Genomic DNA, 12701 nt, shown 5'->3' with positions numbered 1-12701 from the left:
CAGCCGCCCGGCAGCCTCCCACGGCGCCCGCCGTTCAGCCGCGTGCAAGCCCCACGAGCCGCCACAGCTCCTCCTCCGGCAGCTGAAGCGCCCCGAAGGTCCAGGCCCGCGGAAACCCGAGCGCCAACCGCGGAAAGCCCTCCACCGCCACCATCACCACCGGCGGCCCCGACAGGCGCTCCACGCTCAGCCCGGCGTACGCCGAATCGAACGAGACCACCTCGCGCCCGTCCGCCGAGAGCAGAGTCAGCATCCGCCCGCCGAATGCGGCGTACCGCACCTCGGCCAGGTCGAGCCGCACCCCGCCGAACGGCCGGTCGTCGGCCGAGTACCGTGCCGCGAACGCCTGCCACCCTGGCCTCACCTGAGCACGCTCGATCGTCGATTCCGGATGCGCCTGCCGCAGCCGGGCGAGCCGCACCTGCCCCACGACCCCCACCGCCGCCGCGACGACCGCGGCGATCAGAAGCGCTCCACCGCCGATCACGAGCAGCACCTGCGATCCCGCTTCACCACCGCGGGAGAACGACACCATCACCGAGCCGTAGTAGAAGACGAACACCAGCGTGCTGAGCCCAGAGACCGCCCAGAGGGCGATCAGCAGTCGACGGTCCACCCGCCGACCCTACCGCGGCAGGTGACAACCGGCCCACCATCGACCACCATGGCAGGAGCAGCAAATCAGCCTCCACCCCTGACACGAACAGCAGGCCCCATGCCCTCCACCACCGGCTCCCCCGACTACCGCGACACCGGTCTCGCCTTCCCCGAGGGCTTCCTCTTCGGTTCCGCCACGGCCTCGTACCAGATCGAGGGCGCCGTGCACGAAGACGGCCGCGGCCCGTCCATCTGGGACACGTTCAGCCACACCCCCGGCAAGGTCTGGAACGGCGACACCGGTGACGTGGCCGACGACCACTACCACCGCTGGGAAGCCGACCTCGACCTCATGGTCGAGCTCGGGCTCGAGTCGTATCGGTTCTCCATCGCCTGGCCGCGCATCCAGCCCACCGGCCGAGGCCCCGCGGTGCAGGCCGGTCTCGACTTCTACAGCCGCCTCGTCGACGGCTTGATCGCCCGGGGCATCGTGCCCATCGCCACCCTCTACCACTGGGACCTGCCGCAGGCCCTCGAAGACGAGGGCGGCTGGACGGTGCGCTCCACCGCCGAGGCCTTCGCCGACTACGCGCGCCTGATGGGCGAAGCCCTCGGCGACCGCATCGCCATCTGGACCACCCTCAACGAGCCCTGGTGCTCCGCCTACCTCGGGTACGGCTCGGGCGCCCACGCACCCGGGCTCACCTCGCCCCTCGCGGCGCTGCAGGCCGTGCACCATCTGAACCTGGCGCACGGGCTCGCCATCCGCTCTCTGCGCGAGGTCGTCACGAACGATCCGCAGTACTCCATCACCCTCAATCTGCACGTGCTGCGCGGCGAGGGCGACGGTGGAGCCGAGGCGGTGCGGCGCATCGACGCGCTGGCGAACCGTGCGTTCACCGGCCCGCTGCTGCACGGTGCTTACCCGGCAGACCTTCTCTCCGACACCGCCGCCATCACCGACTGGTCGTTCGTCGAGAGCGGCGACCTCGAGCTCATCGCCCAGCCCATCGACGTGCTCGGGGTGAACTACTACTCCACCACGCGGGTGGCGCTGTGGGACGGCTCGTCGCCGCGCTCGATGGCGGATGGCCACAAGGACATGGGTGGCTCGCCCTGGCCAGGCGCCGACGACGTCGAGTTCCTCCCCCAGCCGGGCCCGTACACGGCGATGGGCTGGAACATCGACCCCTCCGGCCTGGAAGACCTGCTGCGGGCGCTGCGCGAGGAGTTCCCGAAACAGCCGCTGATGATCACCGAGAACGGGGCCGCCTTCGACGACGAGGTCACGGTCGTCGACGGGGTCGCGCGCGTGCACGACACCGATCGCATCGACTACCTGCAGCGGCACTTCACCGCAGCGCACCGGGCGCTCGAGGCGGGGGTCGATCTCCGCGGCTACCAGGTGTGGAGCCTGCTCGACAACTTCGAGTGGGGGTACGGGTACTCGAAGCGGTTCGGCATCATCCGGGTCGACTACGACACCCAGCAGCGCACGATGAAAGACAGCGCGCTCTGGTATGCGCGCCTCATCGCGGGGCGCGCCATCCCGTCACCGTGAGGCGCACCCCTCACACGTCGTCCAGCCGGCGCGACTAGCGTCTTCGAAGGGCTCCGGATGCTCGTCACCCGGCCGCCCCCGAACACACCATCGCGCCACCCCAGGAGACCCGCATGACAGACACCGCCGCCCGCACCCCGCGTCCCGCGCGGATCCCGCAGCCCCAGCGCGTGCTCGCCGTGCGCCGCACCGAGCAGCTCACCCCTCATCTCGTGCGGGTCGTCGCCGAGGGCGAGGCGATCGCCACCATCCCCCGCACCGACCACACCGACCGGTACGCGAAGATGCTGTTCGCTCCGGCGGGCTCGTCCCTGCGCCCGCCGTACGACCTCGCCGAGCTGCGGGCATCCGTCGAACCGGCCGAACTGCCCACCCAGCGCACGTACACCGTGCGCCGGGTCGACACGGAGCGAGGCGAGCTCTGGATCGATTTCGTCGTGCACGGCGACACCGGGGTCGCAGGCCCCTGGGCGGCATCGGCCAAGCCCGGCGACCCCGTCGTCATCTCGGGCATCGGCAGCGGCTACGCGCCAGACCCGGCGGCCGAGCAGCACCTGCTGGCCGGGGACGAGTCGGCCATCCCCGCCATCGCCGCAGCCCTGGAGTCGATGCAGCCCGAAGCGCGCGGCCTCGCCCTGATCGAGGTCGACGGCCCCGCCGACCATCTCGATCTCGCGGCCCCGCCCGGGATCGGCATCGAGTGGCTGCACCGCGACGGGGCCACGGCCGGCACCTCCACCGTGCTCGTCGACGCCCTGCGCGCCCTGCCGAGCCCGGTCGGCGACGTGCAGGCGTTCGTGCACGGCGAGCGCGGCGCGATGAAGTCGCTGCGTCCGCTGCTGCTGGACACCTGGGGCATTCCGCGGGGCCGCCTCTCGCTCTCGGCCTACTGGGCGTTCGGCCGCGCCGAAGACGCGTTCCAGGCCGAGAAGCGCGAACCGATCGGCCAGATCTTCCCCGCCTGACCTCGCGAACGGGCGGCCTCCTCCGCGGGCGGGCCGCCTGGCACGCGCCGTCGAGCCCCCTTTCGGGGCGTTACCCACCAAGGTCGACACCTGTAGGGTCAGGCCGGGGCCACCCGATGCGCCCTCCCTACAGCGAAGGCGTGCGATGACGACGACCCCTCCCGGCTGGTACGCCGACCCCAAGAACCCCGCCGCCCAGCGCTGGTGGGACGGCGCCCGGTGGACCGGATTCACCTCCGCCTGGGGAACATCGACCGGCCCCACCGCGCCGGGCCCCACCGAGCCCGTCTCCTCGGGTTCCCCCACAGCGCCGGGCCCCACCGAGCCCGTCTCCTCGGGCGCCCCCGCCGCGCCTGCCTCTGCCGCGGCATCCACCCCGCCGCCGTACGTCCCGCCGACGCCCGGGCTTCCGTCCCTCGACCAGATCCCGGATGCACGCCCGGCTGCGCTGGCAACACGACGTCCCGCGTCCCCCACTCCTGGCAGCCTCCGCGCCTGGCGTCCCACCCTCTCGACCTACATCGTGGCGGCCCTGGCTCTGCTGGTCGCCCTGATCGGGGCCGGCACCAACGGATTCGGCGGATTCCTCGTCGCCCTCGCCCTCTTCGGCATCGGCGCCGGCATCTACACGCTCGTCAAGCGCCGTCCGAGCTTCCTCAACCTCGCCCCCACCCGCCGCGCGGGCGGAGCCGCCCTCGGCATCTCGGCCGCCGTGCTCCTCGTCGGCGCCCTCCTCTCCCCCACCCACGCCTCCGCTCCGCAGGCCGACCCGGCCGACGCCGACGCCGCCGTGGCGGCCGCCTCGACCCCTACCCCGACCGCCACCCCCACGAAGACCCCCACCCCCGCGAAGACCGCGACCCCGACGCCCACCCCCACTCCCGTCGTGCTCGCCTCCTACGGGGGCCGGGCTCCCACCGATGCCGTGGCGGAATTGAAAGCCTCGGGACTCTCGGTGACGATGTCGGCGTCCGACGGTTCCACGCAAAGCGATTGGACCGGCTGGTCGATCGTCGGGCAGGAACCATCCGCCGGCACCCCGGTCGCCCCGGGCTCCGAGGTCCGCCTCGTTCTGAGTCCACCGGCACCCGTCGTCGAACCCGAGCCGGCCCCGGTTCCTGAAGTTGCGCCGGCGGAGCCGGAGCCTGCCCCCGAAGTAGAACCCGAGCAGGCCACGGAGGCACCGGCCGAGGCTCCCGCATCCGACGTCACGCCCGGCGCATTCTGCCCAGACGCGCTGGTCGGCACTGCCGGTGTCGCGGCCAACGGTCGAACCTACATCTGCGGCGGCAAGGGCCCGGATGCGAATGGGCACTACCACTGGAACGTGCCCTGACCTCACTCGATCGCTCGAAGCTGTCCCTGAGCAGAAATTGCTCACGCTACTGAACGCTCCCCGCCTGCAAGACTCGACATTCGACGTCCTTCGCGCGAAAGACCGGTTCCATGTCGACTTACTTCGAGCCGAGTTTTTCGGTTCTCTCACTGGGAGCCCAGGATCACTCGCCCAGTCACCACATCGTCACCGACGCCCGGGGCGTCGTTGCGCTGATCGAATCGAACCTCCGATCCGGAGACGGGCTGGGAATCAGCTCACGAAGCCAGTCCGACCGAGAGCATCACAGAGTGGCCTGGTCGCGCTCAAGCACGATCATGCCCGCCGCCCTGGAGTCATCCGATCTGTCAGCCCTGTGCGCAGCGGTCACGACCTGGGAGCAGGATTGCGACGAAGTGAGGCGAGCGCTCATGGACGACTTTCGGATTGCCTCTGAACGCGCCGAACTCGCGTCGTCCGAGCTCCATCGTTATGAAGACGAAGGTTCCGACGGTGAACGCGGAGACTCCGAGTTGTCGGTCGCTCGTCGACAAGATGCACGACGTCGAGCCAACGCCGCGTTGGCCGAGCGAAAGCGGCTCGGCGACATCCTTCGATCAGAAGCGGAAGCACTCTCCGCCCGCTTGAACCTAGCCAGACCCCGCACGTCCACTCGCGCCGGCACAGCTACGCGCGGGAGCGGAGACGACATCTGTCAGGCGGATGTCGTCCGTCAGGCGATCGACGAGCTCTCCAAGTCAGGCGTCGTCGTCACTGTGGGGTCGGAGTTGGTCGACGCTGTGGCCGTCCGACTCGGATTCCCACGGTTCGAGATAGAGGCGCTGTGGTCCGACTCGGTACAGATGCGAGGCGACATTCTGCTCGCGCTCGCCCAGGACGGTCTGGCCGCCAAAGCAACGGATATTGCTCTGATTGCGACCTGGAACTATCTGACGTCACACGTCGCGTTGCTGACCAGTGCGGAGGGGCGGCGATCTCTGCTCGGGCAACTGATCGCCTTGGTTGCACAACACGAGGTGGAATGCGGCACGGCAACCATGAGCTGGCGCAATCACATCGTGTGCTCCGTCGGTGTCGCAGAGACACCGCGGTTGAGCGAGAGCCTGTCGGCGCGACTTCAGGCCTCGGAGGAGGAGCATCTGCGTCGGATGAGCGGCTTCTACGAGAACCTGCTCGGCCAAATCGGCTTTCGGTTGGTCGGGCGGTTACGTCAGAACCACTTCGGCTTCGCAGCCGCGATGGCGTCGGTGATCGAGGGCATCGGTATCGTTCGTCGAACCATGCCGGCTGCAACCGCAGCGCGTTACGGCGCCGGTGAGGATCCGGACCTCACCCTCGCATCGCTCTTACTGACAACGGTCCTCGACGGTCTGCTCGAAGAAGACCCTGATTACGACGTCGATAAGGCGATTCATCGACTCACCGAGGGCCTGGAATTCGACACTCTGGCTTTCTGACGGAGCAGGTCCGACCGAAGAACCCACCGCAGGCCTCATACCTCCGTGACGACCCCGCCCTCGACCCGCCACTGCCGATCCAGCTGCACCGTCGACAGCATCCGCCGGTCGTGCGTCACGAGCAGCAGCGTGCCCTCGTACGAGGTGAGCGCCTGCTCCAGCTGCTCGATCGCCACGAGGTCGAGGTGGTTCGTCGGTTCGTCCAAGACGAGCACGTTCACCCCGCGCGCCTGAAGCAGCGCGAGTCCGGCGCGCGTGCGCTCCCCCGGTGAGAGCTCGTCGACCGGCCGCTCCACGTGGTCGGCCTTCAGCCCGAACTTCGCCAGCAGGGTGCGCACCTCGGCCGGCGTCATCGAGGGCACGGCGTCTTCGAACCGGCTCGCCAGCGGGGTCGTGCCGGCGAGCACCGCCCGCGCCTGATCGATCTCGCCGATCGCCACCGACGACCCGAGCGAGGCCGTGCCCGACGTCGGTTCCAACCGCCCGAGCAGCAGCCGCAGCAGCGTCGACTTTCCGGCCCCGTTCGGCCCGGTGATGCCGATGCGGTCACCCGCGGACACCTGCACCGACACCGGTCCGAGCGTGAATCCGTCCGCACCGCCCAGCGTGACCGTGGCCTCCGACAGCGTCGACACCACCGACGACGACCGCGGCGCCGACCCGATGGTGAACTGCAGCTGCCACTCCTTGCGCGGCTCATCCACCTCGTCGAGCCGCGCGATGCGGCTCTCCATCTGGCGCACCTTCTGAGCCTGCTTCTCGCTCGACTCCGCCGAGGCCTTGCGCCGGATCTTGTCGTTGTCGGGCGACTTCTTCATCGCGTTGCGCACACCCTGGCTCGACCACTCCCGCTGCGTGCGCGCCCGCGACACCAGGTCGTCCTTCTTCGCAGCGAACTCGTCGTACTCCTCGCGTGCGTGCCGCTTGGCCACCTCGCGCTCCTCGAGAAAAGCGTCGTAGCCACCGCCGTAGACCCGGTTCGTGCCCTGCGCGAGATCGAGCTCCAGCACCCGCGTCACACTCTGCGCCAGAAACTCGCGGTCGTGACTGACGAGCACCACTCCACCCCGCAGCCCCCGGATGAACGTCTCCAGTCGCGCGAGCCCGTCCAGGTCGAGGTCGTTGGTGGGTTCGTCGAGCAGCACCACGTCGAACCGCGAGAGCAGCAGCGCTGCGAGGCCGACGCGCGCCGCCTGGCCGCCTGACAGCGACGTCATCAGCGCATCCGCCGACAGTTCGAGGCCGAGTTCGGCGAGCACCACCGGCAGCCGTTCGTCGAGGTCGGCGGCTCCGCTCGCGAGCCAGCGTTCGAGGGCCGTGGAGTAGACGTCGGCGGGGTCGGGGGCTCCGGATGCGCGTTCCGTCGTGTCGCCGAGCGCCGACGCCGCCGCGTCCATCTCGGCCGTCGCGTCGGCGGTGCCGGTGCGACGGCCCACGTACTCAGACACCGTCTCGCCCGGAACCCGCTCGTGCTCCTGCGGCAACCACCCCACGAACGCGTCGGCGGGCGCCAGCGACACCGTGCCCTCGAGGGGCGCGTCGATGCCGGCCAGGATGCGCAGCAGCGTCGATTTGCCCGCTCCGTTCGCACCCACCACGCCCACCACGTCTCCCGGGGCGACCACGAGATCGAGCGAACTGAACAGGGTGCGGTGGTCGTGGCCCCCGGCGAGCCCCTTGGCGACGAGCGTTGCGGTCATCCCCCCATGCTCTCGCATCCCCGCCGCTCCGCCCAACCGACGGTGAGCGGGCCGACGCGCGAGCGGGCCGATGATCGAGCGGGTCAGCCCTCGATGAGTTCGGCGGGGCTCGCGGTGCAGCTCGCCGTGGCGTAGGCACCGGTGGCCGTCTGCTCGGTGAGCACGATGCCGTCGATGACGATGCGGCAGATCACGTCGCCGCCCTCGGCCCCGTTGACGGCGGTGATCGTGTAGCTGTTGTAGGTGTCAGCGCCCGTGAAACCGACCTCGAGCTCCTCCTCGAAGGGCAACGACTGGCCGGTGAGCTGCTTGGTGGTGGAGATGCCGCCGGCGGAACTGGAGTACGTGATGTCGACGTCGGACCCCTTGCCGTCGACCTGGTACACCAACGATTTGTCGCCGCGCACCTGGTCGGCGGTCGCGCCGATCAGCTGCCCGAAGAACACCAGCGTGTACACGATCGCCAGTACCACCGACAGGATGAGTGCGACGAAGCTGATGATCGCGCCCGCGAGAGCTGCCCGCTTCGGCCGCCGCGCCAGCACGAGCCCGATGATTCCCACCACGATGCCCGCCAGAGCCGCGAACACCGCCACGTAGTTGAAGATCGGGATGAAGGCGCCCACGAACGCGACGATGCCCAGGATGAGCGACGCCGTGCCGAACCGGTTGCGAGGCGCACCCGCGGCCGGCGCGGTCGGGGATGCGGGAGGTTTCTGCGGCGGAGACGTCATGCCCCGACTATGACAGAGGCCCGCGACACCCGCCACGCAGCACCCGCCCTGCAGCGACCGCGGCGTCAGGCGGCCGGGCGGGCAGGCGCTCGGCCGTCAGGTGGCCGGCAGCCGACAGGCGGCGGTGCCACCCGGCATCGCGTGCCGGTTGCGCGCGATCACTCGGTACACGGGTGCCGCCACCCAGCGCACCGGAGGGGCCAGGATGACGGCTCCGAGGCCGGCCCGCCATCCGCCGCCCGCGATGAGAGCCCGGGCGATGGCCGACGCGCCGGCATCCGTCGCCCGGCCCTCGCGAAGCCAGTAGGCCGCGGTGAGCACCTTGTCGATGTCGAGGCCGACCTCGGCCAGGTCGGGCAGGCTCTGCCACGACGTCGTGGGCACCGAGCCCGACCTGCTGAGGTACTCGGCGGCCCGCGTGCAGAAGCCGCAGTCGGCGTCGTAGACGAGGCCGGTGGTGAATTCCGTCCGAATCGGGGTCATCGGGCGGAAACCTTTGCTCGGGAGCGCTTCGCAGCGCCCTTCGAAGAGCGCTTCGTCGAAGCCGCGGCGGGCTTGGTCGCGGCACGCACCGTGGAGGGCACAGCCGTCGCCGGTCCGGCCTTCTTCGCCACCGGCTGCGCCTTCGTCGAAGGCGGGGCGGCGGGCACCACCGAGGCGACCGCGACCGGAGCCGCCTGACGGGCCGTACCACCCGCGGTGGCGGGCGCATCCGTCATCGGCTGCCCCTCTCGCAGACCCTCCGCCACGCGCCGACGTGCCAGCGAGATGAGCCGGCCGAGCCGCTCCCACGACGAGTCCCGGATGAGCAGCAGGTCGACGGCGATCATGGCGAGCGAGAACGGCCAGAGTCCGAGGAGCACGGCGATGCCGAGGTGCGTGAACGTGATGAGCACGACGGCCACATAGCGACTCGGCTTCCACAGCAGCGCGAGCGGGAAGAGCAACTGCACACCGAACGCCATCCAGGTGCCGAGGTGGATGACCCAGCTCCACTGCGTCACCAGATCGCTGAGGCCCGGCAGCACGCGGAACTCGTCGAGCACGAGGGCGTAGTAGAAGGCGGTGCCGTCGAGCCACTCCTGCCCCTGCAGCTTGAGGATCGACGACACGAGGTACACGAGCAGAATCTGGTAGCAGCACAGGATGAGCGCGGTGTTGTGCAGCCAGGTGCCCGTCCACGCCGGCACCCACCGTGGGCGGAACGAGCGCGGCGTGCGACCGCGGGCGATGGCCCGGCGCCGCAGCCAGGCGTCGACCGAGAAGTGCTCGCTGAGGCTGGCGAACAGGGCGAACACGAGCACGATGCGCATGAGCGTGTCGCCGCCGTTCGTGAGCAGCGTGCTGTTGGTCGACAGCCCCACCCAGAACACCAGCAGCACCGGCGTGACCCAGCGGGTCTTGAACCCCAGGATGAATACCACCACCAGAGCGATCAACGTGAAGTACGCTGCGTCGAACAGGGCGGGATCGTCTTTGGGGAAGATGACGCGGAACAGCTCCCACCAACCGCGGCGCCGCGCCTCGGGCTCGACCCACCAGGAGCCTTCGCCCCAGAGGTAGTGCCGGTCGGCGAAGCTCGGGAGCAGCACGATCAGCATCGCCAGTCCGAAGATGATGCGCAGCATCGAGAACCCGACGGTGGCGTGCTTGGCCGACGACAGCCAGCCGGTGAGGCCGTTCCATGCCTTCAGCGGCATGGGCCGTGCATCCGTGGTGGTTGTGGTGGTCTTCATCGGTCGTACCGTCCGATCACGTCGGCGAACACAGCGACCTTCTCGGGATCGGGGGCCTCGGCCGGCTGCCGCCAGCCGAACTCGAGCTCGGACTGCGGGGTCTGGCGCTCGTCGTCGGTGCGGTGCTCGAAGTCGTTCGGCCGGTCGAACTGCACGCGCCACCGCACCCGCTCGACGTCGTGGCCGAAGTAGGCCTGGCCGAACGTCGAGGCGAAGCGGGTGAGCATGTAGTCGTAGCGGATGAACGGCACCACGTCGCCGTCGTCGGTGCCGTCGTCACCGAGCGCCTCGATCTCGTCGACCAGCTGCTCGTCGGGAATGGGCTGGAAGCCGCCGTCGTCCGACCGCTCGATGAACGTGTCCTCCACGCGTTCCTGCTGCGCGTCGTTCAGTTCGTCGTAGCGGGTGAGATAGGTGACGGCGGCGTTGACGGAGTTCTTCGAGATGCGCGAGGGCATCGGGTCGTAGTCGATGGCGTTCAGTTCCATGCCGGTGACGTCGACCCAGTCGCTCTTCACGAGCTCGTCGTTTTCGTCGCGCCACTGCACCTGGATCTGCAGAGCGCTGTTCGTGCGCAGCATCTTGGGGGCGAACACGTCCCACCGTTGCGAGAAGTACGGAGCGAACCCGTCGGCCACCGCGGAGTTCGTCGGCAGGCTCGGCAGCGTGAACGAACTGCTCACGACGACGTAGCCGGCGACGAGCGCGAGCGTCACGCCGGTGGCGATGCCGGCGAGCCGGCCCTTCTGCGTGGTGCGCACGTGTCCTCCTCGGGGGTACTGGGTGCTCTGTCGGTTATCTCGGTGGGCGGATGGGGTGGGGGCACGTCGCGCCCCCACCCGCACCCGGTGTTCTCAGGTGCTACTCGTCAGCCGGTTCATGCCGGGCGTCGCCGCTGGACGAGGCCTGGTTGCGCGTGGTGCGCGCATCCGTTGGGCTCGTACCGCCGGGACGGCTCGATCTGCTGCTCCGGCTGGCCGGGGTCACCGCAGTGGATGCGCTCCGGCTGCCTGCGGACTCGGCTGGTGCAGCGGCTCGCGCTGCGTGGCGGTCGGCTGGGGTGCCGGCCGTGGGTCGGACTGGTGAGGTCGGTCCGGCGGTGGCGGTCGCGGTTGCGGTCGCCGTCGCCAGCGCGGCGTTACGGCGTCGTGCGACGACCCAGAGCAGGGCTCCGGCGCCGAGCATCAGCAGGGCGAGCAGGCCGACGTTCGCCGAGCCCTCGGTGTCGGCGCCGGTCGAGGCGAGCACGGTGCTCGACTCGGTGCTCGCCGACTGGGCGACGGACGACTTCGGGGTCACCGAGGCGTCAGTGGAGTCGGTTGCGTCGGTTGCGTCGGTGGCGTCGGTGGCGTCGGTGGCGTCGTGGGAATCGGTCGCGTCGTGCGAGTCGGTCGAGTCCTTGGAGTCGGTCGAGTCCTTCACGTCCGTGGCGTCGTGCGAGTCCGTGGAGTCCTTCGAGTCAGTCGAGTCCTTCACATCGGTGGCGTCGTGGGAGTCCGTCGAATCCTTCGAATCGGTCGAGTCCTTCACATCGGTCGCGTCGTGCGAATCGGTCGAATCCTTCGAATCGGTCGAGTCCTTCACATCCGTCGCGTCATGCGAATCCGTCGAGTCCTTCGAATCGGTCGAGTCCTTGGAGTCAGTGGAGTCCTTCACGTCAGTCGCGTCGTGCGAATCGGTCGAATCCTTGGAATCGGTCGAGTCCTTCACGTCCGTGGCGTCGTGCGAGTCCGTGGAGTCAGTCGAGTCCTTCACGTCCGTCGCATCGTGCGAATCGGTGGAGTCCTTGGAATCGGTCGAGTCCTTCACGTCCGTGGCGTCGTACGAGTCCGTGGAGTCCTTCGAGTCAGTGGAGTCCTTCACATCGGTGGCGTCGTGGGAGTCCGTCGAATCCTTCGAATCGGTCGAGTCCTTCACATCCGTCGCGTCGTGGGAGTCCGTCGAATCCTTCGAATCGGTCGAGTCCTTCACGTCTGTCGCATCGTGCGAATCGGTGGAGTCCTTGGAATCGGTCGAGTCCTTCACATCCGTGGCGTCGTGCGAGTCCGTCGAGTCCTTGGAATCGGTCGAGTCCTTCACATCCGTCGCGTCATGCGAATCCGTCGAATCCTTCGAATCGATCGAGTCAGTGGAGTCCTTCACGTCAGTCGCGTCGTGCGAGTCCGTGGAGTCCTTCGAGTCAGTCGAGTCCTTCGAGTCAGTCGCGTCATGCGAATCCGTCGAATCCTTCACGTCTGTCGCATCGTGCGAATCCGTGGAGTCCTTCACGTCAGTCGCGTCATGCGAATCGGTCGAGTCCTTGGAATCGGTCGAGTCCTTCACATCCGTCGCGTCGTGCGAATCCGTGGAGTCCTTCGAGTCAGTCGAGTCCTTCACATCAGTCGCGTCATGCGAATCGGTCGAGTCCTTGACGTCCGTGGCGTCGTGCGAGTCCGTGGAGTCCTTCGAATCAGTCGAGTCCTTCACGTCAGTCGCGTCGTGCGAGTCCGTCGAGTCCTTCACGTCAGTCGCGTCGTGCGAGTCCGTCGAGTCCTTCACGTCAGTCGCGTCGTGCGAGTCCGTCGAGTCCTTGGAGTCTGTGGAGTCCTTCACGTCGGTCGCGTCGTGCGAATCCG

At 68.9% G+C, this 12701-nt stretch carries 10 protein-coding genes and 1 pseudogene; 4 read left to right on the top strand and 7 right to left on the bottom strand.

The genetic code is table 11. From position 1 onward, the window contains the following. Window positions 1-34: 34 nt before the first annotated feature. Window positions 35-616 (bottom strand): hypothetical protein, encoded by a 582-nt coding sequence (locus tag ACEXOR_RS10730; protein ID WP_374849628.1) that lies wholly within the window; start codon window positions 614-616, stop codon window positions 35-37. Window positions 617-715: 99 nt separating this feature from the next. Between ACEXOR_RS10730 and ACEXOR_RS10725 the strand changes: the two genes are divergently transcribed. The 4 genes from ACEXOR_RS10725 to ACEXOR_RS10710 all read left to right on the top strand — a co-directional run bounded on the left by ACEXOR_RS10725 (window position 716) and on the right by ACEXOR_RS10710 (window position 5916). Then, on the top strand, window positions 716-2158 hold the full coding sequence (locus ACEXOR_RS10725) for a GH1 family beta-glucosidase (RefSeq protein WP_374849627.1): 1443 nt from the start codon (window positions 716-718) through the stop codon (window positions 2156-2158). A gap of 113 nt (window positions 2159-2271) precedes the next feature. Continuing rightward, complete coding sequence (locus tag ACEXOR_RS10720) at window positions 2272-3123, top strand: siderophore-interacting protein (RefSeq protein ID WP_374849626.1); 852 nt, start codon at window positions 2272-2274, stop codon at window positions 3121-3123. A 145-nt stretch (window positions 3124-3268) separates the two neighbouring features. Further along, complete coding sequence (locus ACEXOR_RS10715; protein WP_374849625.1) at window positions 3269-4459, top strand: DUF2510 domain-containing protein; 1191 nt, start codon at window positions 3269-3271, stop codon at window positions 4457-4459. Window positions 4460-4569: 110 nt separating this feature from the next. Next, window positions 4570-5916 carry a hypothetical protein gene (locus tag ACEXOR_RS10710; protein WP_374849624.1) on the top strand — a complete coding sequence of 449 codons (1347 nt, stop codon included), beginning with the start codon at window positions 4570-4572 and terminating at the stop codon, window positions 5914-5916. Window positions 5917-5951: 35 nt separating this feature from the next. On the opposite strand, the gene ACEXOR_RS10705 is transcribed toward ACEXOR_RS10710, so the two are convergent. The 6 genes and pseudogenes from ACEXOR_RS10705 to ACEXOR_RS10680 all read right to left on the bottom strand — a co-directional run. Then, a complete protein-coding gene (locus ACEXOR_RS10705) occupies window positions 5952-7616 on the bottom strand; it encodes an ABC-F family ATP-binding cassette domain-containing protein (protein ID WP_374849623.1) in 1665 nt (554 codons plus the stop codon). A gap of 83 nt (window positions 7617-7699) precedes the next feature. Beyond that, window positions 7700-8350 carry an MmpS family transport accessory protein gene (locus tag ACEXOR_RS10700; RefSeq protein WP_374849622.1) on the bottom strand — a complete coding sequence of 217 codons (651 nt, stop codon included), beginning with the start codon at window positions 8348-8350 and terminating at the stop codon, window positions 7700-7702. Between the two features lie 96 nt (window positions 8351-8446). After that, a complete protein-coding gene (locus ACEXOR_RS10695; RefSeq protein WP_374849621.1) occupies window positions 8447-8833 on the bottom strand; it encodes a thiol-disulfide oxidoreductase DCC family protein in 387 nt (128 codons plus the stop codon). After that, entirely contained in the window at window positions 8830-10086 is a 1257-nt protein-coding gene (locus ACEXOR_RS10690) for an HTTM domain-containing protein (RefSeq protein WP_374849620.1), read from the bottom strand. Before ACEXOR_RS10690 ends, ACEXOR_RS10695 begins: the two co-directional genes overlap by 4 nt. After that, a complete protein-coding gene (locus ACEXOR_RS10685) occupies window positions 10083-10847 on the bottom strand; it encodes a DUF5819 family protein (RefSeq protein ID WP_374849619.1) in 765 nt (254 codons plus the stop codon). The genes ACEXOR_RS10690 and ACEXOR_RS10685 overlap by 4 nt, the downstream gene beginning before the upstream one ends. 100 nt (window positions 10848-10947) lie before the next feature. Beyond that, window positions 10948-12701, bottom strand: a pseudogene (locus ACEXOR_RS10680) (hypothetical protein); the annotation flags it as partial.

It is taken from the genome of Herbiconiux liangxiaofengii, from assembly GCF_041927335.1.
GTDB lineage: Bacteria > Actinomycetota > Actinomycetes > Actinomycetales > Microbacteriaceae > Herbiconiux > Herbiconiux liangxiaofengii.
Note: the sequence above shows the minus strand (reverse complement) of the source record. Positions and strands in the feature narration are given on the sequence as shown.

Coding starts and splice junctions, on each gene's coding strand:
- ACEXOR_RS10725 (WP_374849627.1), top strand. CDS start 716: ATGCCCTCCACCACCGGCTCCCCCGACTACCGCGACACCGGTCTCGCC.
- ACEXOR_RS10720 (WP_374849626.1), top strand. CDS start 2,272: ATGACAGACACCGCCGCCCGCACCCCGCGTCCCGCGCGGATCCCGCAG.
- ACEXOR_RS10715 (WP_374849625.1), top strand. CDS start 3,269: ATGACGACGACCCCTCCCGGCTGGTACGCCGACCCCAAGAACCCCGCC.
- ACEXOR_RS10710 (WP_374849624.1), top strand. CDS start 4,570: ATGTCGACTTACTTCGAGCCGAGTTTTTCGGTTCTCTCACTGGGAGCC.
- ACEXOR_RS10705 (WP_374849623.1), bottom strand. CDS start 7,616: ATGACCGCAACGCTCGTCGCCAAGGGGCTCGCCGGGGGCCACGACCAC.
- ACEXOR_RS10700 (WP_374849622.1), bottom strand. CDS start 8,350: ATGACGTCTCCGCCGCAGAAACCTCCCGCATCCCCGACCGCGCCGGCC.
- ACEXOR_RS10695 (WP_374849621.1), bottom strand. CDS start 8,833: ATGACCCCGATTCGGACGGAATTCACCACCGGCCTCGTCTACGACGCC.
- ACEXOR_RS10690 (WP_374849620.1), bottom strand. CDS start 10,086: ATGAAGACCACCACAACCACCACGGATGCACGGCCCATGCCGCTGAAG.